This is a genomic window from Tropicimonas sp. TH_r6 (genome assembly GCF_033101155.1).
GTDB lineage: Bacteria > Pseudomonadota > Alphaproteobacteria > Rhodobacterales > Rhodobacteraceae > Tropicimonas.
Map to the genome: position 1 here is coordinate 93,900 of NZ_JAWMPX010000010.1, position 25,353 is coordinate 119,252.

Annotated in this window: 24 protein-coding genes; 9 read left to right on the forward strand and 15 right to left on the reverse strand. The window is 62.9% G+C overall.

Annotated elements, in window-relative coordinates; translation table 11 throughout:
- Nucleotides 1-32 precede the first annotated feature (32 nt).
- The 3 genes from R3X27_RS11835 to R3X27_RS11845 are packed head-to-tail and all read left to right on the forward strand — an operon-like array spanning nucleotide 33 to nucleotide 2,082.
- The gene (locus tag R3X27_RS11835) at nucleotides 33-530 is read left to right on the forward strand and encodes a Fur family transcriptional regulator (RefSeq protein WP_317709068.1); all 498 of its coding nucleotides are present in this window, start codon (nucleotides 33-35) and stop codon (nucleotides 528-530) included.
- A complete protein-coding gene (locus R3X27_RS11840) occupies nucleotides 527-1,291 on the forward strand; it encodes a metal ABC transporter ATP-binding protein (RefSeq protein ID WP_317709069.1) in 765 nt (254 codons plus the stop codon). Before R3X27_RS11835 ends, R3X27_RS11840 begins: the two co-directional genes overlap by 4 nt.
- Nucleotides 1,291-2,082 carry a metal ABC transporter permease gene (locus R3X27_RS11845; protein ID WP_317709070.1) on the forward strand — a complete coding sequence of 264 codons (792 nt, stop codon included), beginning with the start codon at nucleotides 1,291-1,293 and terminating at the stop codon, nucleotides 2,080-2,082. The genes R3X27_RS11840 and R3X27_RS11845 overlap by 1 nt, the downstream gene beginning before the upstream one ends.
- Before the next feature lie 196 nt (nucleotides 2,083-2,278).
- Here the strand turns inward: R3X27_RS11845 and R3X27_RS11850 are convergent, their stop codons facing one another.
- From R3X27_RS11850 to R3X27_RS11865, 4 genes are all read right to left on the reverse strand, one after another.
- Complete coding sequence (locus R3X27_RS11850; protein WP_317709071.1) at nucleotides 2,279-2,878, reverse strand: superoxide dismutase; 600 nt, start codon at nucleotides 2,876-2,878, stop codon at nucleotides 2,279-2,281.
- A 62-nt stretch (nucleotides 2,879-2,940) separates the two neighbouring features.
- The gene (locus R3X27_RS11855) at nucleotides 2,941-4,281 is read right to left on the reverse strand and encodes a GSCFA domain-containing protein (RefSeq protein ID WP_317709072.1); all 1,341 of its coding nucleotides are present in this window, start codon (nucleotides 4,279-4,281) and stop codon (nucleotides 2,941-2,943) included.
- Nucleotides 4,282-4,329: 48 nt separating this feature from the next.
- Nucleotides 4,330-5,496, reverse strand: a complete 1,167-nt coding sequence (locus tag R3X27_RS11860) for a hypothetical protein (protein WP_317709073.1) — start codon at nucleotides 5,494-5,496, stop codon at nucleotides 4,330-4,332.
- Nucleotides 5,497-6,233: 737 nt separating this feature from the next.
- On the reverse strand, nucleotides 6,234-6,836 hold the full coding sequence (locus R3X27_RS11865) for a VPLPA-CTERM sorting domain-containing protein (protein WP_317709074.1): 603 nt from the start codon (nucleotides 6,834-6,836) through the stop codon (nucleotides 6,234-6,236).
- Between the two features lie 849 nt (nucleotides 6,837-7,685).
- On the opposite strand from R3X27_RS11865, the gene idi reads away from it, so the two are divergent.
- Entirely contained in the window at nucleotides 7,686-8,219 is a 534-nt protein-coding gene (idi, locus tag R3X27_RS11870) for an isopentenyl-diphosphate delta-isomerase (RefSeq protein WP_317709075.1), read from the forward strand.
- Nucleotides 8,220-8,444: 225 nt separating this feature from the next.
- On the opposite strand, the gene R3X27_RS11875 is transcribed toward idi, so the two are convergent.
- The 10 genes from R3X27_RS11875 to trpA form a co-directional block, all read right to left on the reverse strand.
- Entirely contained in the window at nucleotides 8,445-10,550 is a 2,106-nt protein-coding gene (locus tag R3X27_RS11875) for an exonuclease domain-containing protein (RefSeq protein WP_317709076.1), read from the reverse strand.
- A complete protein-coding gene (locus R3X27_RS11880) occupies nucleotides 10,543-10,959 on the reverse strand; it encodes a response regulator (protein ID WP_317709077.1) in 417 nt (138 codons plus the stop codon). The genes R3X27_RS11875 and R3X27_RS11880 overlap by 8 nt, the downstream gene beginning before the upstream one ends.
- On the reverse strand, nucleotides 10,956-11,483 hold the full coding sequence (locus tag R3X27_RS11885; RefSeq protein WP_317709078.1) for a hypothetical protein: 528 nt from the start codon (nucleotides 11,481-11,483) through the stop codon (nucleotides 10,956-10,958). Before R3X27_RS11885 ends, R3X27_RS11880 begins: the two co-directional genes overlap by 4 nt.
- Nucleotides 11,484-11,538: 55 nt before the next feature.
- Nucleotides 11,539-13,374: a DUF294 nucleotidyltransferase-like domain-containing protein gene (locus R3X27_RS11890; protein WP_317709079.1), complete on the reverse strand. Its 1,836-nt coding sequence runs from the start codon at nucleotides 13,372-13,374 to the stop codon at nucleotides 11,539-11,541.
- Between the two features lie 118 nt (nucleotides 13,375-13,492).
- Entirely contained in the window at nucleotides 13,493-15,301 is a 1,809-nt protein-coding gene (locus R3X27_RS11895) for a sodium:solute symporter family protein (protein ID WP_317709080.1), read from the reverse strand.
- An 18-nt stretch (nucleotides 15,302-15,319) separates the two neighbouring features.
- Nucleotides 15,320-15,580 (reverse strand): DUF4212 domain-containing protein, encoded by a 261-nt coding sequence (locus tag R3X27_RS11900; protein WP_317709081.1) that lies wholly within the window; start codon nucleotides 15,578-15,580, stop codon nucleotides 15,320-15,322.
- A 175-nt stretch (nucleotides 15,581-15,755) separates the two neighbouring features.
- Entirely contained in the window at nucleotides 15,756-16,433 is a 678-nt protein-coding gene (locus R3X27_RS11905; protein WP_317709082.1) for an adenylate kinase, read from the reverse strand.
- Between the two features lie 5 nt (nucleotides 16,434-16,438).
- Nucleotides 16,439-18,403, reverse strand: a complete 1,965-nt coding sequence (acs, locus tag R3X27_RS11910) for an acetate--CoA ligase (RefSeq protein ID WP_317709083.1) — start codon at nucleotides 18,401-18,403, stop codon at nucleotides 16,439-16,441.
- A 405-nt stretch (nucleotides 18,404-18,808) separates the two neighbouring features.
- Nucleotides 18,809-19,978, reverse strand: coding sequence for an alpha-hydroxy acid oxidase (locus tag R3X27_RS11915; protein ID WP_317709084.1), 1,170 nt, complete (start codon nucleotides 19,976-19,978; stop codon nucleotides 18,809-18,811).
- 142 nt (nucleotides 19,979-20,120) lie between these two features.
- The gene (trpA, locus tag R3X27_RS11920; RefSeq protein ID WP_317709085.1) at nucleotides 20,121-20,912 is read right to left on the reverse strand and encodes a tryptophan synthase subunit alpha; all 792 of its coding nucleotides are present in this window, start codon (nucleotides 20,910-20,912) and stop codon (nucleotides 20,121-20,123) included.
- Between the two features lie 306 nt (nucleotides 20,913-21,218).
- Here trpA and R3X27_RS11925 point away from each other — a divergent pair, with 306 nt between their 5' ends.
- Nucleotides 21,219-21,536, forward strand: coding sequence for a hypothetical protein (locus tag R3X27_RS11925; protein ID WP_317709086.1), 318 nt, complete (start codon nucleotides 21,219-21,221; stop codon nucleotides 21,534-21,536).
- A 61-nt stretch (nucleotides 21,537-21,597) separates the two neighbouring features.
- Here R3X27_RS11925 and R3X27_RS11930 read toward each other — a convergent pair whose 3' ends face one another.
- A complete protein-coding gene (locus tag R3X27_RS11930; protein ID WP_317709087.1) occupies nucleotides 21,598-21,978 on the reverse strand; it encodes a cytochrome c family protein in 381 nt (126 codons plus the stop codon).
- Between the two features lie 332 nt (nucleotides 21,979-22,310).
- Here R3X27_RS11930 and rbsD point away from each other — a divergent pair, with 332 nt between their 5' ends.
- Genes rbsD through rbsC form a run of 4 tightly spaced genes read left to right on the forward strand, consistent with a single transcriptional unit; the run spans nucleotide 22,311 to nucleotide 25,349 of the window.
- Nucleotides 22,311-22,730, forward strand: coding sequence for a D-ribose pyranase (gene rbsD / locus R3X27_RS11935; protein ID WP_317709088.1), 420 nt, complete (start codon nucleotides 22,311-22,313; stop codon nucleotides 22,728-22,730).
- A gap of 14 nt (nucleotides 22,731-22,744) precedes the next feature.
- Nucleotides 22,745-24,250 (forward strand): sugar ABC transporter ATP-binding protein, encoded by a 1,506-nt coding sequence (locus R3X27_RS11940; RefSeq protein WP_317709089.1) that lies wholly within the window; start codon nucleotides 22,745-22,747, stop codon nucleotides 24,248-24,250.
- Entirely contained in the window at nucleotides 24,247-24,405 is a 159-nt protein-coding gene (locus tag R3X27_RS11945; RefSeq protein WP_317709090.1) for a hypothetical protein, read from the forward strand. The genes R3X27_RS11940 and R3X27_RS11945 overlap by 4 nt, the downstream gene beginning before the upstream one ends.
- Nucleotides 24,402-25,349, forward strand: coding sequence for a ribose ABC transporter permease (gene rbsC / locus R3X27_RS11950; RefSeq protein ID WP_317709091.1), 948 nt, complete (start codon nucleotides 24,402-24,404; stop codon nucleotides 25,347-25,349). The genes R3X27_RS11945 and rbsC overlap by 4 nt, the downstream gene beginning before the upstream one ends.
- Nucleotides 25,350-25,353 lie beyond the last annotated feature (4 nt).

Consider the following 25,353-nt stretch of genomic DNA (forward strand, 5'->3'; position numbering starts at 1 on the left):
GTTATAACAATTCAAGTGGAAACGGAGTGTCCATGTCCGCGCCCGACGCCGAAACGCTCGGCTTCACCCGTCACGATCACGCGCATTGCGTTGCCGAAGCGCTGGCCGCCGCCGAGGCGCGGTGCACGGAGACCGGACTTCGGTTCACCGCCGTGCGCCGGCGGGCGCTGGAGATCCTGCTGGAGGAACACAAGGCCATGGGAGCCTATGAGGTTCTCGAACGGTTGCAGCAGGAGGGGCTCGGCGCCCAACCTCCGGCGGCCTATCGCGCACTCGACTTCCTTGTCGCCAACGGCTTCGCCCATCGGATCGAGCGCCTGAATGCCTTCATCGCCTGCGCCCATCCCGGCGCGGACCACGTCCCCGCCTTCCTGATCTGCCGGAACTGCAACCGCGTGGCCGAATCCCTGTCGCTGCCCAACGCCGTTGTCCTGGAGGCGACGTCCGGCACCAGCGGCTTCGCGATCGAACGGATTCTCGTGGAAGCCGTAGGGCTCTGCGCCGCCTGCCAGCAGAAAGCCGACACATGACCGCACAGCCCCTGATTGTCGCCGAAGGTCTCGCTGTTCAACGCGGAAGCCATCTTGCGCTGCGCGACGTGGACCTGTCGATCTTTCCTGGCGAGATCGTCACCATTGTCGGCCCCAACGGGTCCGGAAAGTCCACCCTGCTGCGCACATTGATCGGCGCCATCACACCCGATGCCGGCCAGATCCGCCGCGCTGACGGGCTCCGGATCGGCTATGTGCCGCAGAGCCTGCATATTGAGCCGGGCCTGCCACTGACCGTTGCCCGCTTCCTCAACCTACCGATCCGGCACAAGACGTCTCGGATGCGGGACGCATTGCACCGCGCCGGCTTGCCAGATCTCGAAGACCGGCAAATGTCGTCCCTCTCCGGCGGCCAGTTCCAGCGCGTGTTGCTGGCCCGCGCCCTGCTGGACAAGCCGGATATCCTGATGCTTGACGAGCCGACACAGGGGCTCGACCAACGCGGCTCGGCTGATTTTTACCGCCAGATCGAAGAGGTTCGACAGACACTCGGCTGTGCTGTGCTCATGGTCAGCCACGAATTGCACGTGGTCATGAGCGCCTCCGACCGGGTGATCTGCCTCAACGGCCATGTCTGCTGCTCGGGCACCCCGCAGGTCGTCGCCACCGCGCCGGAATACCGCGCACTCTTCGGCTACGGCACCAAGGGCGCGCTGGCGCTCTACCGCCACACCCATGATCACGGACATGACCACGACCACCCCGCGCCGGATCACCACCACGAGGACCCCGTTCCCTGATGCTCGACGATTTCATGATCCGCGCCGCGCTGGCCGGGATCGGCACGGCGCTCGCTGCCGCCCCGCTTGGCTGCTTCGTGGTCTGGCGACGCATGGCCTATTTCGGCGACGCGACCGCCCATGCCGCCATTCTCGGCGTCGCTCTGGCGCTGGCCCTCGACATCCCCGTCTTCGGTGGCGTCCTCGTGACGGCGCTTGTCATGGGCCTCGCCGTTACAACGCTCTCCGGGCGCGGCTTCGCCACCGACACGCTGCTGGGTGTGCTCGCCCATTCGGCGCTCGCCATCGGCCTTGTCGCCGTCTCCTTCCTCAGCGGTGTCCGGGTGGACCTCATGGGCTACCTTTTCGGCGATATCCTCGCCGTCAATGCAACCGATCTCGCGATCATCTGGTCCGGGGCCGCCATCATCCTCGCGCTGGTCACGCTGCGCTGGTCTGCGCTCCTGACCTCCACGCTCAGCCCCGATCTCGCCAGCGCCAGCGGCATCGACTCGCGCCGCGAACAGATGATCCTCACCATCGCCCTGGCGCTCACCATCGCCATCGCGATCAAGGTCGTCGGCGCCCTTCTGATCTCGGCGCTGCTCCTGATCCCCGCTGCCACGGCCCGCTCCGTCGCGCGCACGCCGGAGAGCATGGCGCTTCTCGCGGCCCTGCTCGGCAGTCTCGCCACGCTTGGCGGCCTCGGGCTCTCCTATGGGGCCGACACGCCGACCGGTCCATCTATCGTCTGCATCGCCACCTTCTTCTTCCTCACCTCCCTGCTGCTGCGGCGACAGGAAACCGGCTGACCTGTGTCTGATCAGATTGGGAAAGGGCAGCTTTGCGGCTGAGACGGTTGTGCGCGGGGAGCAAACCCGCGCGTGGTCTTTCAGCTCTCAACCTCCACTCAGCGCCCCGCCCCAGATCGACAGCGAGCGCACCGCCAATGAAAAAGCCCCCGCCAGCGCTTGGCTGACGAGGGCCATTTTCCAGACGCGAGCGCATTTACAGGCGCGAGGCGACGTTGTCCCAGTTGACCAGCTTCTCAAGGAAGTTGGACAGGTAGGCCGGACGCTTGTTGCGGAAGTCGATGTAGTAGGAATGCTCCCACACATCGCAGCCCAGCAGCGCGGTCTGGCCGAAGCAGAGCGGGTTCACGCCATTTTCGGTCTTGGTGACCTTGAGCGAACCGTCGGTGTCCTTTACCAGCCAGGCCCAGCCGGATCCGAACTGACCGGCACCCGCGGCGGAGAATTGCGACTTGAACTCGTCGACCGAGCCAAAGCTCTCGACAATCGCCTTCTCAAGCTCGCTCGGCATGGCAGCGCCAGCCGGCCCCATCATTTCCCAGAACTGGTTGTGGTTCCAGAGCTGCGAGATGTTGTTGAAGATACCGTTCTGCGCCACGGCGCCGGCATCATAGGTGCCCTTGACGATTTCCTCGAGGGACTTGCCCTCCCACTCAGTGCCCGCGATCAGCTTGTTGCCGTTATCGACATAGGCCTTGTGGTGCAGGTCGTGGTGGTATTCCAGCGTTTCCTTGCTCATGCCGAGATCGGCCAGGGCGTCGTGGGCATAAGGCAGGTCGGGAAGATCAAAAGACATTGTGCGAGTTCCTTCCGGTGCAACGTTTCCTCGAAAGGTTCTGAAGCCCGACCGGCCCGACGTCAAGCCAACCCGTCGCGGAAATCGCTCCGTCCGGGGAATCGTTCCGCATGATCTTCCAACAGCTTGGCTCGCGCCACTCCCTGCCCAAGCGCTGCGCCGAGGCGAATCCGCGCCTCCAGAGGGTCGGGATTGTTGGGCAGCAGCCTGTCGGCGCGCTCCATCGCGCCAAGCGCCTCCTCCAGCCGCCCGGCCGCCTCCAGAAGCTCACCGCGCCGCAGCTCCAGCGAGCCATTGGCCGCCATGAAGCCCTCGTTGCGCGCCATGAGCGCCAGCGCCTCCTCTGTCTCTTCGAGCTTCAGCATCATCCGCAGCGACGCCTCGAAGCTCGCCTGCCCGATCTCCTCGGGCGAATGCGCCTCTGTCTCCACGTAGCGCTGCAGCACGGTCGCCATGATCCGGGCCACGAGATCGGCCGAGACATGCCGGTAATCGCCGCGCGACCAGGCGACACGCGGATCCGAGAGGGTCACGAACTCGTAGGAGGGGAAGTAATCCACCCCCTCGGTCTCGGCGACGAACGCGTCGATCGCCGCCCGCTGGACCGATTTCGAGTAGGAGTTGGCGACCAGCACATCCATGTCCCGGAACGTCGAGAGCAGCGGCACGGGCGAGACGGTCAGCAGCATCTTCAACGGTTTGCGCCGGTAGCGCAGCAGCAGATCGCGCATCTCGCGCAGCCCCTGAAGCACATCCTCATAGCTCAGCACCCGGAATTCGAACCGCTCCGGTTCCTTCTTCGCCAAAGCGGGCGGGGGAGCGACATTGAGATAGATGCCGAGCGTGCGGTCAAACCAGACCTCGACATAGCCAAGTGTGACCACGAGCACATCGGCCTCTGCCGCCTGCGCCATCACGTCGAGAAAACGGTGGCGAAATTCCAGCACCTCGGTGACCGGGAAGTCGAGCTTGGCGCTGCCGAGCTGGAGATCCAGCCAGGCGCTGCCATCCTCTTTCATTGGGTAGAGCAGGTCGCGCCCCGGGAAGGTCGAGCGGTCCATCGCCCAGCGAAACTCGTTGGTGATCGAGTGGATCGAATACTTGTTGAAGAAATTCCCGGCGAATCCGAGGCTGTCACCGATCGGCCCCAGCTCGAAATCGCGGCTGAGCACAACGAGCCCGTTCCCCGCCAGCGCCGATTCGACATTGCGGGCGAAACAGGAGCCGATGGTGAAGACGGTGTCGGTCCGGCTCATCGAGAAGGACGGCTTCAGCGTCGGGCTGGCCAGCGGATAGAGCCGCTCTCCATCCTTGTCGGGCGAAGGATAGCGGCGCAGGTCGTTGCGCGCCGCCAGCTTGTAGGCTTCCAGCGCGGGCCGTTTCTCAAGATTACTCTCGGACATCTCGTCTCCAATGCGGCCGGACTCCGCCCGCACCGCCCACTCACCGTCTTACGCGGCCTTGGCGATCCGCGTCTTCATCCGTTCGATCTGACCGAACCGCTCCGGCCAGAGCTCCCCCGCCATTTCAGCCAGAAGCCCGGCTTCTTCAAGACTTCCGAGTGAGAAACGTATCTGAATCAGCTTCCAGCAGAGCTGAAAATTCTCCGTTTCCTCCAGCGCGAGTTCCAACACGTCGCATGCCGCGTGCGCTTCGCCCATCGCCTCGTATTGTTCGCTCAACGCGCGCCAGAAACGCGGGTTCGTCGGTGTGTCGACAATCAACGTCTCGATCAGTTCCAGCGCTGCCATCGGCTCTCCCAGTTCCGCGCGCGCCCGCGCCAGAGCCATCCGCAGATCGGGCGCGAGCGGTTTGCCCTCCCGCTCCGGCAGTTGCGCAATTTCGGCGCCCCAGCGGGCATGCCCGCGCTCCGAACAGGCCATCGACAGCCGTGCGAGGTAGCGCGGCACGGCGCGCTGCCCCCGTCGCAACGCGCGGGCGAGGTCCTCGCGATCCCCGGCCGCCGCGGCCCGAAGGACCTCCTCGGTGATTTTGGGTGAGGACAGGGCCTGTTCTGTCCGATGCCCCATTCGCTTCAGTGGAATCACGTCCACACCGGCCTCATGCCGCAGCAATTCGGCATGGAGCAAGTCATGCGCATCCTCCGGATCGACGATGACATAGGCCCGCTCCGGCAGATGTGCGGGGCTCACTTCCATGTCGTGATGCAGATCGGCCCGGAAATGCCCTGAGTGGCGTGCGCCCGGCCCGGCCATTGCCGGATCCAGCCGCGCCTGAGGCGAGAAAGCCAGCGCGGTGGTGCAGCCGGCCCGCGCCCCATAGCGCAACGCGCCATAGCCGCCCATGGACGCACCAAGCGCCACGGCCGGCTTGTCCATCTTGTCGCGCGCGAGGGTTTCGACCATCGGTCCGGTCTCCGTCACCGGGAACCAGTTCGGACCGTTCGGCAGGATTTCGTAGAGATCGGCCTCAGGATGCGCTCCGACCCTGAGGGCGCGAGCCGCGGTGCCGCGGGGGCCGCTCACTTCATCGCCAAAAATCACGAGGGCGGGCGTAGCAGGGCCATCTCGGTGGAGCAGCCGGATATAGGTGCCGTCAACAAGGCATTCGGGCGCGGCGGGTTTTCCAGACCACGCCAGCGCGGCCCAATTACTCAAATCCCGGCTGTCCTCGACCACGTCTCAAACTCCCCTTTTGCACTGCCAAAAGGCCGCCCAGGGGCGGCGTCGATCCCAAGGATCTCGCTAAAATACGGCCTTTCCGTGACCCGGGGACGAGATTGCCGGGGCGACGTGGCCTATCCGACACGGGTTGATCGGGAAGGGAGGGCGACAACGCAGCGCAAGACGGGGTTTGAACGTCAATCGGATGCGAGACGGTCAGAACCAGAGCGCATTTCTCCGATTTCAATCAATGGATTTGCCTTGGGCCAAACCCAACGAAGATCCTCGAAGCGGAGGAAGCGGGAAATGCAAAGCCCGCGCGGCCTCACGGAAGCGAATTTCGGTACCGAAGCTGGCGAACGACGACCAGAAGCCCGGTGAACAGAGTGCTGCGAAGTGATCGACCCGGCGCCTTTCTGGGCGCACACTCCGATTGCTCAAGCCGACGATAACCTTGGTGGGAATGTCTGACCGGCGGGGAAACAATTCGGCCGCCCATCTCTCCCGTGAGCACAACCAATGTCTGTGCCGTGCAGAATGCTGCCGACTTAAATCATTCTATCGCAACAGCTTCGGTAGGTCCGCGTCCGATTACCCTCTGAAATCGAATTGCTATTCCGGTATCTCGGCCAAGGCGGCACCCCGGAGTTACGAGCGGCGACACCACCGGCAGCTGAAACCATCATCCCGATGGAATCGTTGCCCGTGATGCCCCAGATAAAACGGATCACTCAGGTCAGGCTGCCTTCGCTTTGGCCTCGACGCCGGACAAGGACCAATCCGCCAAGCCCTGTCATCAGCAAACCCAAGCCTGCAGGCAACGGAACCACCGCCATGTCATAGATCAGATTATCAACAAAAACATTATCCAACGTTGGATCGCCTCCTGTCGAAATGATCGCCTTGGCAATGCTCAGGCTCCCAACGTCCAACCCGGCAAAACCGCATAGGAAGCCACCACATGCAACCTGATCGGCAACTCCAATCGTGACCGACTCGATCAACGTGTCCAGAGCATCGAACACCGACAGTGCAACGGACGTGTTCCGCGAGTTAAAGTCGAGCCCAAACGAACTGACAGCCGATGAGAAGGCTATCTCGATATTGCCGCTGCCGATTTCAAGATAGGTTGGGGCAATCAACGAGCCACGAGCGATGTCTTGAACTGTGCCACCCGTGATTGTCAGAATCCCTGGATTCACGGTAGTTGTTCCAACTGCGAACCCATCAAATCCAAATTCGGTGGCGCTTGGACCAAAGTCAGAACGATCGGCAACTGCTGCTTCCGATATAGCACCGGTCATCAACAGCCCGATTGCGGCAGCGATGCCCATAAAAGAGGTTCAAATATCCATTCTTTTACCTTTCCGAACGGCACTCCCAATACGGCATGCCTGACATATGTCACACACATAAAGAGCGATCTGCCCAACATTTTATTGCCCCGCAAGCCCGTGATGGGTAGCCGGTTTGGCCTTCCCTTTGTTTTTCGTACGTCTGTTTCTCATACATTTCGGATGCTGCGTCCGACAGGATGGGCTGGCATGGAGACTTCCGGCGGTTTTCTTCATATGCTGACAAGATCGGCATTCCTCCCGTTCATCAAGGCCACAGCATTTTGAAGAACGGGTTGTTCGCCGTCATACGTTTTCCTCTACGAATAGCGGCTGGCTGGAGATCACGCATCCAAAAGGGGTGCCACAATTGCAGAGCGTCCAAGCAAGGGAAAGGTCAACAATCCAGGTCGAGCGGACGCGGTTTTGAGCGAGCCAAAGGAATGACCCGTCCGCCCTTCCAACGTCGACCCGTCGTCGCGCAATCGGGATAGACCCTTTCCCGCGGTGACAGGAGAAGTGCCAAGCGAGATCCATCCGGGCAATGCACCGGGCGCTTTTATCTTGACAGGTCGGCGAAGAACGACCCGCATACGGATTGGTCAAATCGACGCAGATTAATCGTACCGAAAGTCTCAAAGCTTGATTTCCCGATGCAGGACACGGGTTTCGCTCCTTCACACGGCCAGAATCGGCATTCGGCGGGCCCTGTGGCACCATGTCGAGGTGAAGTGGCGCCGGATCGGCGTTTAGATCCGGACAGATTCGCACCTGTGCTCACGGGTGCGGCTATCCTAAAACGTTTCAGCCGCCACGGGATCGCGAGAGGCTGTCCCGGACGGAGAGCCGATGACCGATGAGTTGATACCCGCCTGGGTCGATGGGACCCTTCAACCGGTTGACAAGCTTGAGGTGCACCGCAAGGGGCTGCGCCACAAGGCGGTATCGGTGTTTGTCATGGACGGCCAGAACGTGCTGCTGCAGCGCCGGGCCAATGAAAAGTATCATTCCGGCGGGCTCTGGGCGAATACCTGCTGCACACACCCCCACTGGAACGAGCCGGCAGCCGATTGTGCCGTGCGACGTTTGCGCGAGGAACTCGGCATCACCGGCCTCTGGCCAGCCCATCGCGACCGGATCGAATACCGGGCCGATGTCGGCAATGGCATGGTCGAGCATGAAGTGGTCGACATTTTCATGGCCATGGCACAGCGCAAGATGAAGGTAGAGCCGAACCCGGAGGAAGTCTCTCAGGTCGAATGGGTCGGTTTTTACGACCTGACGGCGGAGGTCAAGCGCCGCCCCGAACGGTTCACGCAATGGCTGCAGATCTATCTCGAAGAGCATAGCGACCGGATCTTCGGGACGCTCTTGCGACACTGAAACCGGATCATCCACGACAACGTTCCGAACGGCGCATGACAGCCGCGCGCGTCGGCGCGCGGCCACCCCCAACGGGAGGAGCGCATCTCCGATGCGCAGACGACGGGCGGGAGCACCACTGTTTCGGGCACAGCCCTCGGTCTGAAAAGGCAGGAGGTTTGTCGCCGGGCAAAGCCCGATCGACGGAGAAGGCGGGCGCCGCTGCGCGGCGCCCGCCCGGCCTGTCTAGCCGGGTACTTTGTCCGGACTGTTGGCATCTTTGAGCAAACGGCTGTGCTTGCGTACCGCTCCGATGACCTCGCCGAAAGTTCGATAGCCCTGCCCTTCCAGCATCGGGATCATCATCTCCAGTGCTGCGGCTGTCGCGATCGTGTCACCCATCGCTGTATGCCGCGCCTCGGGCGGGATCACGATGCCGAGCCGTTCGGTCAGCGCATCCAGCGTGTGGGTTTCGGATTGGCCGAAGACCACCGCCGAAAGCAGCACCGTGTCCAGCACAGGATGGTCGAAGCGTTTGCCGATATCGCCCTCGTGACGCCGCAGGAACTCCAGATCGAAGGGTGCGTTATGCGCAACCAGAACCGCATCATGGGCGAATTTGTGAAACTGCCTGCCGATCACGGCGATGGTCGGGGCACCCGCAACCATTTCGTTGGTTACGTGGTGGACCTCGGTCGCGGATGCCGGGATCGGACGCTCGGGGTTCACAAGGGTCTCGAACTCCTCGCCCGGGATGCGCTTGCCGCCGAGCAAGCGCAGGGCGGCAATCTGAACGATCTCATCCCCTGAGGAGGGCAGCAACCCGGTCGTCTCGGTATCGAAGACAACGCAGGTCAGTTCACGCAGCGGTGTCTCGGCCAGCGCGCCGGTCGGCTCTCGATCCATCAGGTCGAAATCGTAGATCGCGGAACGGCGGGCAACGGCCGGGGCACGGTCTGTTGGAATGGCCTGCCGCAATGGCAGGCGCAGCAGCGCGCGCCCAATGGCTCCGGATTCCGGCCAGACTTCGGTTGCATGGCTCGCCAGGACGGTGCGACCGGTCACATTGGACAGGCCCACTTCGAGCTGCACATCCATCCAACCGTCCAGAAGGCCGACCTGCAGCACGTCGCCGAACCAGCCAATGGTGACCAGCGCGCCGCCATCCTCCTCTGCCGAGATTCGCAGCGAGAGCGCCGTGGCACGGATCACGTTGGAGAGACGTTCGCAGAGATGGGTCAGCAGGGCGACGATCTGGAAAGCATCGCAGCGCAGCATCAGTTTCTCGGCTTCCGCCGTCAGGATGATCCCTTCGCGCGCGGTCAGGGCGACGACGGAGTCAACCAGTTCCGAGGCGCGGATCTCCTCCATCGGCCACCAGCCGCCGCGGGCCGCGTCATAGCGTGCGCCGAGATCCGTGATCGCATGAGTCAGTACGCCAACCTCGCCCAGCAGCGCCGCACGGCCGTTGCCATCCTCGGCGGCGCCGGAATCCAACACCGTCTGGAGATTGGCCGCCGGTCGGCGGACGCGTTCGAAGACCTCCTCGAGAAGCTCCTCGCGTCCGGCATGCAACTCCAGATCCGTGGTCACGTCGCGCAGGGTCAGCACGTAGCCGGGATCATCGGCACTGCGTTGTGGCAGATGGACCAGCCGCATCCGTCCGGCGAGCACCTCTCCGGACACCATCCCGGCGCAGAGAATATCCCCGGCCGCATCGCTGTCTTCCGAGGCAACGAGGCGCGCATAGGCATTTTGCAGCGGTCCGGCCCGAAGATAGTCGAGCAGCGACCGGTCCAGCCCCGCATCGACCTCGCCGGAGAGCACCTCCTGCGCCTGACCGTTATAGAAGACAATCTGGTGATCCGACGTGCAGAGCAGCACACCGGCGGGCACGTCACCGAGCAGCGCCTGCAGCCGGGCATTGTCGATGGCAAGGCGGGTGGTTTCGCGCTCCACGGCCTCGGCCAGCGCGTTCTTGGTCTCGGTGAGCGAGCCGGTGATGGCCTGAGCGGCCGGGGCGAGATCGCCGAGATATCTCGCGGGCGCGTGGTCCAGCTCTTCGGCGATATCGGCATGTGCCCGGGCGCGCATGCCCCCGGCGAGCTTCTGGATCGCCTTGGCAACATTCTCGTCGAAGAGGAACCAGACCCAGACCACCAGCCCGAGAATGCCGCAACAAGCGACCAGACCGGCAAAGACGAAACCGCTCTCCACCCCGGCCTCCGCCACCCGGCGATAACCGAGCCAGAGCCCAAGCAGGACCGCTGCCAGCCCGCCAAAGGCAACGAAGGCGAAGAAGAGGAAGACCCGAAGCCGCAGGCTCAGCTTGCGCGCCATCCACTCATGCATTGCTGGCCTCCGCCGGGCCTGCCAGAAGGGCGCGCGCCTGGTCGAGCAGATCGGACAGGTCGAACGGCTTGGCGATGAAACCGTCGGCGCCAAGCGCCAGCCCCTTGCGTCGCTCCATTGCGTTGCCGCGCGCCGTCATCATCAGGATCTTCACCTCCGCCAGTTCAGGCTCCAGCCTTACCGCCTGACAGACCTCATATCCAGACATGCCGGGCAACATCACGTCGAGAAGCAGCAGATCGGGGCGCTCGGTCCGAACCGCATCCAGCCCAGCCTCGCCATCGACCACGCGTTTCACGGCCCATCCCTCGCGCCCGAGCACATGACTCAATGCAAGGGCGATATTGTCCTCGTCCTCGACGATCAGGATCCTTGCAGGACGGTCGACGCCCGTTTCAGAGCCGGTCATGGTCGGGTCTCCTTGCAGACGGTGGCAAAGGTCAGGTCGTCCTCCGGGATCGGCGCCCATTTGGCTTCCGCGACAGCGCCGTCCGCGTCGAACGTGACGGAGTCGAGCATCGGAGCCCCCTGGCGCGTATCGCAATCGATTACCATCGGCACCGCCTCCGGCGCCTTCCAGCGGCCAAAGAACAGCATCTCGACGATACGTTGATGCGGGACGGCCTCGTTGCTCTGTACGGCTGCCGGATCCATGGCGACAAAACGATCGGTCAGCGGCGCGAAATAGGTCCAGGGTCGCCAGAAAGCGCTGCTTTCATGGGTCTGCGTTATCACCACGCCCTCGGGAAATTCAGCCACAGTTCGCTCGTACCAGCTATACTCCATCCGGATGGTGAAGAGGATCATTGTCACCCCCGCAGCCGCCGGCATCAGCCAGCGCGGCAAGCGCTTGCCGGTCATGTGGTTGAGCAGCATCACGATGCCGGCGGCGGCGGCGGCGGCGAATACCGCCGCGATCAGTTCCAGAAACATGGCCCCTCCCCTTGTCCACGCAGCGCAGGCAGACCCGCCCGCGCGGATAACATACTCAGCTCAGCATTCCCTTGCCCTGCCCCACGGCCGATTGCATCGTCCGCACAACGACGAAAGCGTCGCGCAGATGGCTGCGTTCGAGGTCCGACAGGTCCGAAGGCGGCATGTAATTGTCGGGCTTGCGGCCCGCCCTGATCTCGTCGGCCTGGCGCTTCAGCCGGGTTTCCGCGATCAGGTCGTAAGCGTCCAGCAGGTCATGCGCGCCGGAATGCGAAATCGTGCCGAGCGCCTCGGCGGCTTCAAGCCGCGCGCGGGTGTTCACTTCGGTGATCCCTCCCTGCAGCGCATAGACCCGGCCCAGATCGACCACCGGCACGACACCGTTCATTTTCATGTCCAACTCGTTCTTGTGCTCACCCGAGCGCACCGTGGCAAACCCCCGAAACAGACCCAGCGGCGGCGTGTGCTTGAGCGAATTGACGATCATGTGGCCGACAAAGATCGTGTTCTTGCGGGCCGCCGCCAGCGTCTCATCCTGAAGGTTGTCGAAGAGCGCATGCGTCCCGCCAATCGGGCGCAGGTCGAACATCACCGAGGCCAGCATCTGCGCTTCCGGGTCCGGCTTGTCGATCCAGCCGGCGAAGTAGCGCTTCCAGACCTTCAGCGGCTGACACCAGCGCTCCGCCGTCGCCATCATGTCGCCCGGGCAGTAGAAATAGCCACAGGTGTCGAGCCCGTCACAGACGAATTTCGCCAGCGCGCAGAAATAGGGCATGTCCGCCTCGGTCACGGCGTCGTCGAGGATCATGCAATTGTCCTGATCCGAGACACCGGTCTGTTCCTGCCGCCCCTGGCTGCCGCAGGCAAGCCAGAGATAGGGCACCGGCGGCGCGCCGAGCTCTCCCTCGGCCAGCGCCAGCAGGCGGCGGGTCACGGAATCGGCGATATCGGTGATCAGGCGGGTGACGACCTCGTGGCGGTTGCCAGCGCCGACGAGCTGCATCAACAGCTTGGGCAGGCGGACAGTGACTTTCGCCATCTCTTCGGCCGTGTAGGCTTCGGCGATCTCCTGCACCATCGAGGCGGAGCTGATGGCCTGGAAGCGGATCAGGTCGGTCTGGGTCAGGACACCGACAAGGCGATTGCCCTCGGTCACCGGCACATGGCCGATCTTGCGCTCCAGCATGACGTGGAGCAGGTCCGATCCGAGCGCGGAGGGCGCGAGGCTGACCGGCTCGGATGTCATGATCTGGCTGACGGGCGTCTCACCGCCGAGGCCTCCGGCGACCGCCTTGGTCGTCATGTCCCGCAGGGTGACAATGCCGGCAAGCACGTGCTCGGGATGCGTCACGGCGAGACAGGACACGTGGGTGTCGCGCATCATGCCGGCAGCCATCTGGATGCTGGTCTCGGGCGAAATGGAGATCGGGTTGCGCGCCATCAGGTCAGCGACGCGCTGCGTGGTAAGATCGCCGCGCTGTTCCCGTCCGGGGCTGCGGGTACGGTCGAAGAAGCGGGCGAAGCTCTTCGAGCTTTGCAGAATGTCGTGAAACTCATCGGCCGGCAGCATCAGCAACCTGGTTTCTTCGGTCGCCTTGGCATGGGTCACGGCCAGGCCATCGCGTGTCAGCCCGCGCTCGCCGAAGGAATTGCGGCCATGCAGGATGGAGACCGGGGCGCCCTTCTCGTCGGTGATTTCGACGGTGCCATGCTCGATCAGGTAGAGCCCTTCGAGCAGGTCGCCGGCGGTGTAGATCATCACGCCGGGATGGACCGTGCGCTCTATGAAGACCGAGGCGATCCGGGTCAGAACCTCGCGCTTGAGGCTGTCATAGGGGTGGACGTGTTCGAGGAACCTTAGGATCCGGGTATCGCGGTCGAGCTCTGTCATCGTCACACCATTCAAGGGATCTGGAAGCAAAAAGGCGCGCCCCTTCGGGCAAAGGGACGCGCCGGTCTTACTTTCTCGGTCGGGCGAGGTCATTGGGGAACCCCGCCCGGTTTCGAGATCAGTGATCGGCGGCAGCGGCCCCGGCACCACGCGGCACGCGGATGCTTTCAACCAGCTCGACGATCTCTTCCGGCGGCTCCTCGGTGGCGTTGGAGACGAGGTAGGCCGTGGCAAAGTTCAGCATCGCACCAACCGCGCCGAAGGAGGTCGACTTGATGGTCAGCAGCAGCGGGTCGGCATCCGTGAAGGAGTTCGTGCCCGGGATGAAGAACCAGCCCTTGTGCAGGAAGATGTAGACCAGCGTGACCACGAGACCGACGAGCATACCGGCGACGGCACCCTTGTTGTTCACGCGCTTGGAGAAGATCCCCATCATCAGCGCCGGGAAGATCGAGGCAGCGGCCAGACCGAAGGCGAGCGCAACCGTCTGGGCAGCGAAGCCCGGCGGGTTGAGGCCCAGGTAGGTCGCGACCGCAATCGCACCAGCCATGGCGAGACGTGCCGACATCAGCTCGTTGGCTTCCGACATGTTCGGGGTCAGCTGACCCTTCAGCAGGTCGTGGGACACAGCCGAGGAGATGGCGAGCAGCAGGCCGGCAGCGGTCGACAGAGCGGCGGCGAGACCACCGGCAGCGACCAGAGCGATAACCCAGCTCGGCAGGTTGGCGATTTCCGGGTTGGCGAGAACCAGGATGTCGCGGTTGAAGTTGGTCAGCTCGTTTTCGGAGCCCCAACCAGCGGCTTCCATGGCGGCAACCTTGTCGGCGTCCTTGTCGTTGAAGTAGGCAATCTTGCCGTCGCCATTCTTGTCTTCCCAGCCAAGAAGACCAGTCTTCTGCCAGGTCGCCATCCAGGCGTATTTCTCGTCGGAGTTGATCATCTCCGCAGAGACCGGCTCAGATGCCGTGCCTTCCGGCCACATCAGCTGCGAGATGTTCAGGCGAGCCATCGCACCAACGGCCGGGGCCGTGAGGTAGAGCAGCGCAATGAACACCAGCGCCCAACCGGCAGACCAGCGCGCGGAGGCAACGGTCGGAACGGTGAAGAAGCGCATGATGACGTGCGGCAGACCAGCGGTACCGATCATCAGCGACAGGGTGAACAGAACCATGTTCAGCGTGTCGGAGTGATGGGTCGTGTACTCGTTGAAGCCCAGCTCGGTGACGATCTGGTCCAGCTTGGCAAGCAGAGCCACACCGGAGTCAGCACCCGTGGCGGGATCGACAGCATTGCCGAAGAGGCCCAGGGCCGGGATCGGGTTGCCGGTCAGCTGCAGCGAGATGAAGATCGCCGGGATGGTGTAAGCCATGATCAGCACGACATACTGGGCAACCTGCGTGTAGGTAACGCCCTTCATGCCGCCGAAAACGGCGTAGGCGAAGACAACCGCGGCACCGATCAGCAGGCCGGTGGTGTTGTCGACCTCGAGGAAGCGGCCAAAGGCAACGCCGACGCCGGTCATCTGGCCGATCACGTAGGTGATCGAGGCGACGATCAGGCAGATCACGGCCACGAGGCGCGCGGTCGGGCTGTAGAAACGGTCGCCGATGAATTCCGACACGGTGAACTTGCCGAACTTGCGCAGGTAAGGCGCGAGCATCAGGGCGAGCAGCACGTAGCCGCCGGTCCAACCCATGAGGAAGGTCGAGTTGTCGTAGCCGGTGAAGGCGATCAGGCCGGCCATCGAGATGAAGGAGGCGGCCGACATCCAGTCAGCGCCGGTGGCCATGCCGTTGACGACGGGGTGAACCCCCCGGCCGGCGGCATAGAATTCGGACGTGGAGCCCGCGCGGGCCCAGACCGCAATACCGATGTAGAGCACGAAGCTCGCACCGATAAAGATCCAGTTGAGTACAAACTGATCCATGATTCCCTGTCCCTGTTCTTATTGCTCGTCAACGCCGTATTCGGCATCGAGCTTGTTCATGCGCCAGGCGTAGAAGAAAATGATCGCCAGGAAGACAAGGATCGAGCCTTGCTGGGCGAACCAGAAGCCCAGATCCGATCCGCCGACGGCGATCCCGGAAAGCATCGGCCGCAGCAGAATGCCGAAGCCGAAGGACACGAGGGCCCAGAGTACGAGGCACCAGGTGACGATCTTGATGTTCGTCGCCCAATACGCATTGGTTTCAGGTTTGTCCGACATTTCGGTCCTCCCGAGTTGGTTTCCCTTTTCCGCACGACGTGCCTCCCGCGCGCCGCGGTCTTTTTCTCCGAACCATGTCTTGGGCGGTCCGGTTCTGTGAACGGGCGCGAAGGCACACCCGCTCTGACGGGCAGACAGGAGCCTGCCCGACAATCTCTGTCAGTGAGTCGTCAGATCAGGTCTTGGCCTGGCCTACGATTGCGTTGAGCGCGCCGGCGATCTCCTCGATGGCGCCCATGGCGGGCACCTCCTTGAGAACGCCGCGGCCCTGATAGAAGTCGATCAGCGGAGCGGTCTGCTCGTGATAGGCGACAAGACGCGACCGCACGGTCTCGGCGTTGTCGTCGGCGCGACGCTTGAACTCGGTCGAGCCGCATTTGTCGCAAGTGCCGTCCACCGCCGGCGTCTTGAAGCTGTCATGGTAGCCTTCGCCACATTTGGCGCAGGTGTAGCGACCGGAAATCCGTTCGACCATCGCCTCGTCCTCGACCTCAAGCGAGATCGCGGCGTTGATCTTCTGACCCGATGCGGCCAGCAGACCGTCCAGCGCCTCGGCCTGGGCCGTGGTGCGCGGAAAGCCGTCGAGGATGACGCCGTTACGGGTGTCGTCGTCGCCGAGCCGGTCCTTGAGGACCGCGATAACGATCTCGTCGCTGACGAGCTGCCCCGCCTCCATCACGGCCTTCGCGGCCTTGCCAGCTTCCGTCCCGGCCGCCACTGCGCCCCGCAGAAGGTCGCCGGTGGAGAGCTGAACCAGCCCGAATTTCTCTTCGAGCATCCGGGCTTGCGTCCCCTTCCCGGCGCCCGGAGGGCCGAGAAGGATAAGGACGGGCGGGGTTTGTGCGTCGGTCATGCCGATTATCCCTTGTTCATACGGTTTTCGATGAGATCATCGACAACACTGGGATCAGCGAGCGTCGATGTATCACCAAGAGATCCGTAGTCGTTCTCGGCAATCTTGCGCAAGATGCGACGCATGATCTTGCCCGAGCGGGTTTTCGGCAGGCCAGGGGCCCACTGGATGACATCGGGGCTGGCGATCGGGCCAATTTCGTGGCGCACCCACATCTTGAGCTCCTTGAGAAGCTCGTCCGTCGGCTCGACATCGTTCATCAGCGTCACGTAGCAATAGATGCCTTGACCCTTGATATCGTGGGGGTAACCGACAACTGCGGCCTCCGCGACCTTGGCATGTGCAACCAGCGCCGACTCGACTTCCGCCGTGCCCATCCGGTGACCCGAGACGTTGATGACGTCATCGACGCGACCGGTGATCCAGTAATAACCGTCGGCATCGCGGCGGCAGCCGTCACCCGAGAAATAATAGCCTTTGTAGTCCGAGAAATAGGCCTTCTCGAAGCGACCGTGATCGTCCCAGACGCCGCGCATCTGGCCGGGCCAGCTGTCGCGAATGCACAGAACACCCTCGGCTTCGGTCTGGGAGACCTCGGCGCCGGAATGCGGGTCGAGGATGACCGGCTGGACGCCGAAGAAGGGTTTGGTCGCCGCGCCAGGCTTGGCTTTATGCGCGCCGGGCAGCGGCGTGATCATGTGGCCGCCGGTCTCGGTCTGCCAGAACGTGTCGACGATCGGGCATTTCCCCTTGCCGACATTCTCGTTGTACCAGTTCCAGGCTTCCGGGTTGATCGGCTCGCCGACGGAGCCCAGCAGCTTGAGCGAGGAGAGGTCGTGCTTCTCGACCCATTCGGTGCCCTTGCCCATCAGCGCGCGAATGGCGGTCGGCGCGGTGTAGAACTGGTTGACCTTGTGCTTCTCGACCACTTCCCAGAACCGGCCGGGATCGGGGTAGGTCGGCACACCTTCGAACATCACGGTCGTGGCGCCATTCGCCAGCGGGCCGTAGATGATATAGCTGTGGCCGGTGACCCAGCCGACATCGGCGGTGCACCAGAAGACGTCACCGTCATGATAGTCGAAGGTGTATTCATGGGTCATCGCCGCATAGGCAAGGTACCCGCCAGAGGTATGCACCACGCCCTTGGGGTGACCGGTGGAGCCGGAGGTGTAGAGGATGAAGAGCGGATCCTCGGCGCCAATCTCAGCCGGCGTCATGTGATCGTCGGCCTCGAGCATCAGCTCGCCGTAATCGTAGTCGCGCCCATCGACCCAGGTGGTCTGCTCGCGGGTGCGGCGCACCATGAGGACCGACGGATCGTGAATGCAGTGCAGGAGTGCTGCATCGGTATTGGACTTGAGCGGGGTCTTGCGGCCGCCGCGCGGAGCGTAGTCGGCGGTGATGACCAGCTTGGCGTCGCAGCCGTTGACACGTGCAGCCAGCGCATCGGGAGAGAAGCCGGCGAAGACGATCGAATGCACGGCCCCGATACGGGCACAGGCGAGCATCGCGTAGGCGGCTTCCGGGATCATCGGCAGATAGATGACGACGCGGTCGCCCTTGCGGATGCCGAGATCTTCCAGAACGTTGGCGAGCTTGCAAACCTGGTTATGCAGCTGGCGATAGGTGATGTATTGCGCCGGCTCGTGGATATCGTCGGGCTCGAAGATGATCGCGGTCTGGTTGCCGCGCTTCGCGAGGTGGCGATCGATGCAGTTGGCGGCGACGTTCAGCGTGCCGTCCTCAAACCATTTGATGTCGATATTGCCCGGTTCGAAGGAGGTATTTTTGACCTTGGTATAAGGCTTGATCCAGTCGAGGCGCTTGCCATGCTCGCCCCAGAACGCTTCGGGGTCGTTGATCGAGGCGGCATACATCTCCTCGTATTTCGCTTCGTCGATATGAGCGTTTTTCTTGAAGTCGGCGGGGATGGCGCCAACCTCGGCGGCCTTCGATTTAGCAGTCATGGATCTCCCTCCCTGTATTGGCTTCTGCAACCTTACGGGAGAAACTGCTCTTTCGGCGCATTGCACCAACAAGACACGTCCCTCCCCGGCCGCGGCTTGACTGCACTGTAACGCTTTTCGTCAAAAAACGGGTAAGTCTTTTCAGAAAAGAGATTTTTCTGTGAAGCCGTTAACCTGACACTTGCGTCATCTGTAAATTAGTTTTCAATCGTGACCGCAAACACATTAAAAAACAGGGGCTTGCCAGTGAGGCAGCCCCTGAAAACAAGTGATCACGAATCTGTCCGGATTGGACGAAATCTTCCGCAAAAGACCCAATCGACCGGTGCGACATGTTTGCCGGGGGCCAGCTCAAACGCAATATTCTTGCTCATCCAAGTTGGCCTCGCCCGAAACCGAGTCGCCTTAACCGTGTTGCCAGCGCCCCTCGAACCCTTCCGGGATGAGCAGCATGTCACGGTCCAGGTCGCTGACATTGCGTCGGCCACACAGCGCCATGGTGGTGTCCAGCTCCTTGCGGATCACCTCCAGCGCTTCCATCACGCCCTGTTCGCCATTGGCGCCCAGCCCATAGACATAGGCACGGCCGATATAGGTGGAATCCGCGCCCATCGCGAGCGCCTTGAGCACGTCCTGACCCGAACGGATGCCGCTGTCGATCTGCACCTCGATCTCGCCACCAACCTCGTCGAGAATCGGCTGCAACATGCGAATCGAACTCAGCGCACCGTCGAGCTGGCGGCCACCGTGGTTGGAGACGACAATCGCATCCGCGCCGACCTTCACGGCCATGCGCGCATCTTCTGGGTCGAGAATGCCCTTGAGGATCACCTTGCCGTCCCACTTCTCGATGAGCTTGGCGACCTTGTTCCAGTCCAGCGCGTGGTCGAACTGCTTGGCGGTCCACTCATAGAGCTGCGTCGGGTCGTCCAGCCCCTTTGCATGGCCGATGATATTGCCAAACTCGCGCCGCTTCGTGCCCAGCATGCCGAGCCCCCAGCTCCAGCGCATCGACAGGTCGATCCAGTTCTTCAGGGTCGGCTTGGGCGGGGCGGAGAGGCCGTTCTTGAGATCCTTGTGGCGCTGCCCGGCCATCTGCAGGTCGAGCGTGATCACAAGCGCCGAACAGCCGGCATCCTTGGCCCGCTGGATCAGGCGGCCGACGAAATCGGCATCCGTCATCGTGTAAAGCTGGAACCAGAACGGCTTGGTCGTGTTCTCCGCCACGGCCTCAATGGAGCAGATCGACATGGTCGACAGCGTAAAGGGCACGCCGAAGCGCTCGGCGGCGCGGGCAGCGGCGATCTCGCCATCGGCATGCTGCATCCCCAGCAAGCCGACCGGCGCCAGAGCCACCGGCATCGAGACCGGCTGTCCAACCATCTCGGCAGCGGTCGAGCGGTTGGTCATGTCCACCGCAACGCGCTGGCGCAGGCGGATTTCCTCGAAGTCGGAACTGTTCTCGCGAAAGGTCTGCTCGGTCCAGCTTCCCGATTCGGCGTAATCGTAGAACATTTTCGGCACGCGGCGCCGATAGATGGCCTTGAGATCGTCGATGGTGGTGATGACAGACATGTCGAGAGCCTCCCGGGGGTATTGGTTACATTTCCTTACCAACTTGCCCGGTTAGCAGCAATTCCCGATCTGCCCGAATAGCCATTCGGGCAGGCTGTCACATCAGCGCAGATGATCGAATAAAACCGCAGCGCAGGAGCGCTCAGCCGCGATGGGCCCCATCGGCGAGACTCTTCACGAAGGCCAGGGTCTCGGGGACAGGCCGGCCCTCGCCGATGAGCTTGACGATGGCGGAGCCGACAACGGTGCCGTCGGCAACACCGGCAATCGCTTCGGCCTTCTCTGGCGAATTCACACCGAAGCCGACGATGACCGGCAGGTCGGTTTGCGCCTTGATCCGCGTCACCTCGGGGGCGACATCGCTGGCCTGCGCCTCGGCGGCGCCGGTGATGCCCGTGATCGACACGTAATAGACGAAGCCGGAGGTGTTCTGCAGGACGGTCGGAAGACGTTTGTCATCCGTCGTCGGCGTGGCGAGGCGGATGAAGTTCAGCCCGGCGGCCTGGGCAGGGATGCAAAGCTCGTCATCCTCCTCGGGCGGCAGGTCGACCACGATCAACCCATCGATTCCAGCCGCCTTCGCATCCTCAAGGAAGCGATCCACACCGCGATTGTAGATCGGGTTGTAATAGCCCATCGCGACGATAGGCGTCTCGTTATCCGTCTTGCGGAATTCGGTTGCGAGTCGGAGCGTCTTCTCCAGAGTCATGCCCGCCTCCAGCGCACGCTGGCCGGCAAGCTGGATCGTCGGGCCGTCTGCCATCGGATCGGTGAAGGGGATGCCCAGTTCGATGATGTCCACGCCAGCGCCCGGAAGCCCCTTCACGACCTCAAGCGATGTTTCGTAGTCGGGATCGCCCGCCATCACATAGGCCACGAAAGCCTTCTTTCCCTCGGCCTTGAGCCGCGCGAATGTATCGTCGATCCGGGTCATGTCGGTCCTCGCAAATGGTCCGGCAACCCTTGCCGGATGCGCGCGCGAAGATCAAGCCGGCAAGCCGCTCCTGAAATGCTGCACCTGCATTGTCGCGCTGCCCGGAGCTTGCACAGGACCCGACAGAATCGACTGCTTTTTGCGCAAATGGCCAATTCTCGCGCAAAATCGCCCTGCGATCGCACGCCAGAAAGCTTTGAAAAACGGGATTTGCCGATCAGGTTTCCCGTATGGGCCTGCCGCCCGGGGGCAGGACGCGCTCCAGCGCCTCTCCGCCCCGTCTTTTTGAACGGATAGGAGAGTCACATGTTCAAGCGCCACCTCGCCGCCGCCCTTGTCTTCGGAATGGCCGCCACAGCCCCGCCCGCCCTTGCCTCCGGGATCCAATGCGCCGCGCGCGACAATGTCACCGAGAATCTCGCGGTGAAATATGACGAGGAACAGGCCGGGATCGGCCTGCACTCGCAGGACCGCCTCGTCGAGATCTGGGCATCGCCCGATACCGGGAGCTGGACCCTGCTGATGACCCAGGCCGACGGCACCACCTGCGTGCTGGCCACGGGCCACAACTGGCACGCCAAATCCGCCGTTGAACTGTTCGCCGAGAAGGGCGAGCCCTCCTGACGCGGGAACGGAAAAGGGCCGCCCATGTCTGGGCGGCCCTGCGGTCTGCCGTCAGGCAGATTTACTGGAAGGTCGCCAGGTAGGCGATGACATTGGCAATGTCCTCTTCCTTCTTGAGCCCGGCAAAGGCCATCTTGCCTTTCGGGATCACGTCTTTCGGCTTGGTCAGGTAAGCGGCCATGGTGGCGTTGTCCCAGGTCAGGCCACCTTCAGCCAGTTCCATCAGGTTCTTCGAATACTTGAACCCCTCGAACTGACCGGCAGGGGCATCAATGATTCCATTGAGCGGCGGACCGACCTTCTTCTTGGCGCCTTCGCCCACCGCGTGGCATGCCTTGCATTTCTTGAACACCTTTTCGCCGGCAGCAGCATCGCCCTCGGCAAAGGCCGGCATGGCGGCAACGCTCAGCGCGACAGCCAGATAGGTAAGAGCCTTGTTCATGTCATTCCCTTTCCATTCCTGTTTCTCCGATACGCCTGTGTCGCATCGGGGCGGGCCCGCGGCCGCGCGGAGACAGAATTTCCGCCTGGCAGCCCTCGTGGAACCCAACTCACGCCCCAAGATATGCCCAATCCGAAGACGAGCGTCCATCACAGTTGCGATCTGCGACGTATTGGCATGTCCCAAAAAAAAGCCTTCATTTGCAGCCGCCTGCCCCTCACCAGCCGGCCATTTTCAGGAAAGTTGAGCAACAACCCCATAAGAAAACCTTTGCGCAAACGTTTTCCTGACGTATCGTCGAGCCCGACTCGCACGCCATGATGGAGGAGATCATGCGCAAGGCTTCCCTGCTGAACGCCCCGATTGCCCGCGTTGCCGCACAGATGGGTCATACCGACTCGCTCTGCCTCGGTGATGCCGGGCTTCCGATTCCCCCGACGGTCGAGCGCATCGACCTTGCCATCCGCGCTGGTTTGCCCGCCTTCCTGGACGTGCTGCCGGCCATCGGCTCCGAGCTTGTGCTCGAACGTGCCGTTCTGGCCGAAGAGCTGAGGGACCAGCAGCCGGACTATCACGGGGCGGTTCTCGACCAGATCGGCGCTCTGGTGACGGCGCAGAACAAGCCGATCCAGATCGACTACGTTTCGCATGAGGCATTCAAACGCCTCACCGGGGACTGCAAGGCCATCGTGCGGACGGGTGAGTTCACGCCCTATGCCAATGTAATCCTCTATTCCGGCGTGCCCTTCTGAGGCGGGAGACATCCATGACAGCGCTTCTGCAACTTGAAGATGTGGACAAGGCATTCGGCGCGGTACGCGTGCTGCGCGGCGTCGATTTCACTGTCAAAGCCGGCCGTGTCGTCGCACTGGCGGGCGAGAACGGGGCCGGCAAATCGACCCTGATGAAGATCATAACCGGCATCTACCACCGCGACGCGGGCGTGATGCGCTTGCGCGGCGAGGAGGTGCAGTTCACCACCGCGCGCCAGTCCATGGATGCCGGGATCGCGATGATCCATCAGGAACTGAACCTGCTCCCCGCCCTTTCTGTCGGCGAGAACATCTTCCTCGGCCGCGAGCCGACAGACCGGATGGGCCGTATCCGCTGGTCCGAGATCGAGCGCGAGACGCGTCACTGGCTGGGCGCGCTTCAGCAGGACATCGATCCCTGGACAGAGACCGGCAAGCTCTCCATCGCCCAACAGCAGATGGTCGAGATCGCCCGCGCGCTGTCGATGCAGGCCGAGATCATCATCATGGACGAGCCGACCGACGCACTGACCGATGTCGAGACCCAGATCCTCTTCGGCGTGGTCGAGAAACTGCGCGGCGAAGGCAAGGGGCTGGTCTTTATCTCACATCGCCTGGGCGAGATCTTCCGCATGTGCGACGACGTCGCCGTGCTGCGGGATGGCAACATGATCCATCAGGGCCCTGTCTCGGAGATCGACGAAGACGGGCTCATCCGGCACATGGTCGGACGCGAGCTCTCCGACCAATACCCCTATATCCCCGCCGAGCCGGCCGATATCCGCCTCAAGGTGGTCGCGCTCAGCGCCCCGGGCGTGCGCAATGTCTCCTTCGAGGCGCGGGCGGGCGAGGTTGTGGGCTTTGCCGGGCTGGTCGGCGCGGGCCGCACCGAGCTTGGCAAGGCAATCTACGGCGCCAACCCGGCGCAGTCTGGAACCATCGAGATCGACGGCCAGCCGACCCGCCTGCGCAGCCCGCGCGACGGTGTCGCCGCCGGGATCGGGTATGTCACAGAGGACCGCAAGCTCGAAGGGCTGATCCAGGCGCATGGGCTGCGCCAGAACCTTTCGCTCACCGGCCTGTTCCGCTTCACAAGCCCTACCGGCCATATCGACAAACGCGCCGAACGGGCCGAAGCGACCCGCTATATCAACGCCTTTTCGGTCAAGACCCACGGGATCGACGCGGTGATCTCGCAGCTCTCGGGCGGCAACCAGCAGAAGGTCTCGATCGCCAAGTCTCTGGTCGCCCAACCGCGCATCCTGATCCTCGACGAGCCGACCCGGGGCGTCGATGTCGGCGCCAAGCGCGAGATCTACCAGCTCATCAACGAGCTGAAGGCCGAGGGGCTTTGCATCCTGTTGATGTCCTCGGACATGCCGGAACTGATGGGTATTTCCGACCGCATCCTGGTGATGTCGAACGGGTTGATGACCGGCGATTTCACCCGCGAGGAAGCCGATCAGGAAGCGATCATGCGTTGCACCGTCGCCGGTCTCGAGGAGGCCCGGGTCGGATGATGGCACAGCTTCTCGCCCCCCAAACCCTGCCTGTGCTGGCCCTTCTGGGCCTCATCTCGGCCATTGCCCTGCGCGCGACCGGCTCCGAAGAGCCGAGCGGCCTGGCTTCCACCCAATGCACCCCGGTCGAACTCCTGGAGGAAGGCACAAAATGAACGCCAAGGATTTCATCCGCGAGAACATCCCGCTCTTCGGCCTCATCCTCTTGATGACCGCGGTCTCGCTCTATTCGCCGAACTTCCTGACCGTCGACAACCTGCTCAACATCCTGCGGCAGACCTCGATCAACGCCATCATCGCCATGGGCATGACCTTCGTCATCCTGACGGCCGGGATCGACCTCTCGGTTGGCTCCATCCTGGCCTTCGCGGGCGCGGTCTGCGCCTCGATGATCGCCGCCGACACGCCGTTGATCGTGGCGCTCCTGACCACGCTGGTCATCGGCGCAGCACTTGGGGCAGCCTCCGGCACTATTGTCGCCTATTTCGGCGTTCAGGCCTTCATCGCGACGCTCGTGGGCATGACCATGATACGCGGCCTCGTGCTCGTCTATACCGATGGCCGCCCCATCTCGACCGGCGATTTCGACGTCGCCAACAGCTTCTACGAGATCGGCGGCGGCTACGTGGCCGAGATCCCCATCCCCGTCATCATCGCCGCTGTTGCCTTCCTGATCTGCTGGTACGTGCTCAACCACACCCAGTTCGGCCGCTATGTCTATGCCATTGGCGGCAACGAACAGGTGGCGCGGCTGGCCGGCGTCAACGTCGCCCGCGTCAAGCTCATCGTCTACGCCACCTCCGGCGCGCTCTCCGCGCTGGCCGGTATCATCCTGACCGCGCGGCTCGAATCCGCCCAGCCCACCGCCGGAATGGCCTATGAGCTGGACGCCATCGCCGCTGTCGTGCTTGGCGGCACCTCGCTCGCCGGCGGGCGCGGCCGTATCACCGGCACCCTTATCGGTGCCCTCATCATCGGCGTGCTCAACAACGCGCTGAACATCATGGATGTCTCGTCCTACTATCAGCAGATCGCCAAGGGCGCTGTCATCCTGCTTGCCGTGGTCGCTGATGGCCGCAGCAAGGCATCTTCCCGCTAAGACC

Excerpts from the sequence above, each read along its gene's own strand:
- idi (WP_317709075.1), top strand. The coding sequence starts at position 7,686 with ATGACCGATGAGTTGATACCCGCCTGGGTCGATGGGACCCTTCAACCG.
- R3X27_RS11875 (WP_317709076.1), bottom strand. The coding sequence starts at position 10,550 with ATGCATGAGTGGATGGCGCGCAAGCTGAGCCTGCGGCTTCGGGTCTTC.
- R3X27_RS11845 (WP_317709070.1), top strand. The coding sequence starts at position 1,291 with ATGCTCGACGATTTCATGATCCGCGCCGCGCTGGCCGGGATCGGCACG.
- R3X27_RS11930 (WP_317709087.1), bottom strand. The coding sequence starts at position 21,978 with ATGAACAAGGCTCTTACCTATCTGGCTGTCGCGCTGAGCGTTGCCGCC.
- R3X27_RS11940 (WP_317709089.1), top strand. The coding sequence starts at position 22,745 with ATGACAGCGCTTCTGCAACTTGAAGATGTGGACAAGGCATTCGGCGCG.
- trpA (WP_317709085.1), bottom strand. The coding sequence starts at position 20,912 with ATGACCCGGATCGACGATACATTCGCGCGGCTCAAGGCCGAGGGAAAG.
- R3X27_RS11850 (WP_317709071.1), bottom strand. The coding sequence starts at position 2,878 with ATGTCTTTTGATCTTCCCGACCTGCCTTATGCCCACGACGCCCTGGCC.
- R3X27_RS11925 (WP_317709086.1), top strand. The coding sequence starts at position 21,219 with ATGTTCAAGCGCCACCTCGCCGCCGCCCTTGTCTTCGGAATGGCCGCC.
- R3X27_RS11855 (WP_317709072.1), bottom strand. The coding sequence starts at position 4,281 with ATGTCCGAGAGTAATCTTGAGAAACGGCCCGCGCTGGAAGCCTACAAG.
- R3X27_RS11890 (WP_317709079.1), bottom strand. The coding sequence starts at position 13,374 with ATGACAGAGCTCGACCGCGATACCCGGATCCTAAGGTTCCTCGAACAC.
- R3X27_RS11835 (WP_317709068.1), top strand. The coding sequence starts at position 33 with ATGTCCGCGCCCGACGCCGAAACGCTCGGCTTCACCCGTCACGATCAC.
- R3X27_RS11880 (WP_317709077.1), bottom strand. The coding sequence starts at position 10,959 with ATGACCGGCTCTGAAACGGGCGTCGACCGTCCTGCAAGGATCCTGATC.
- acs (WP_317709083.1), bottom strand. The coding sequence starts at position 18,403 with ATGACTGCTAAATCGAAGGCCGCCGAGGTTGGCGCCATCCCCGCCGAC.
- R3X27_RS11895 (WP_317709080.1), bottom strand. The coding sequence starts at position 15,301 with ATGGATCAGTTTGTACTCAACTGGATCTTTATCGGTGCGAGCTTCGTG.
- rbsC (WP_317709091.1), top strand. The coding sequence starts at position 24,402 with ATGAACGCCAAGGATTTCATCCGCGAGAACATCCCGCTCTTCGGCCTC.
- R3X27_RS11885 (WP_317709078.1), bottom strand. The coding sequence starts at position 11,483 with ATGTTTCTGGAACTGATCGCGGCGGTATTCGCCGCCGCCGCCGCCGCC.
- R3X27_RS11905 (WP_317709082.1), bottom strand. The coding sequence starts at position 16,433 with ATGACCGACGCACAAACCCCGCCCGTCCTTATCCTTCTCGGCCCTCCG.
- R3X27_RS11900 (WP_317709081.1), bottom strand. The coding sequence starts at position 15,580 with ATGTCGGACAAACCTGAAACCAATGCGTATTGGGCGACGAACATCAAG.
- R3X27_RS11945 (WP_317709090.1), top strand. The coding sequence starts at position 24,247 with ATGATGGCACAGCTTCTCGCCCCCCAAACCCTGCCTGTGCTGGCCCTT.
- R3X27_RS11865 (WP_317709074.1), bottom strand. The coding sequence starts at position 6,836 with ATGGGCATCGCTGCCGCAATCGGGCTGTTGATGACCGGTGCTATATCG.
- R3X27_RS11915 (WP_317709084.1), bottom strand. The coding sequence starts at position 19,978 with ATGTCTGTCATCACCACCATCGACGATCTCAAGGCCATCTATCGGCGC.
- R3X27_RS11840 (WP_317709069.1), top strand. The coding sequence starts at position 527 with ATGACCGCACAGCCCCTGATTGTCGCCGAAGGTCTCGCTGTTCAACGC.
- rbsD (WP_317709088.1), top strand. The coding sequence starts at position 22,311 with ATGCGCAAGGCTTCCCTGCTGAACGCCCCGATTGCCCGCGTTGCCGCA.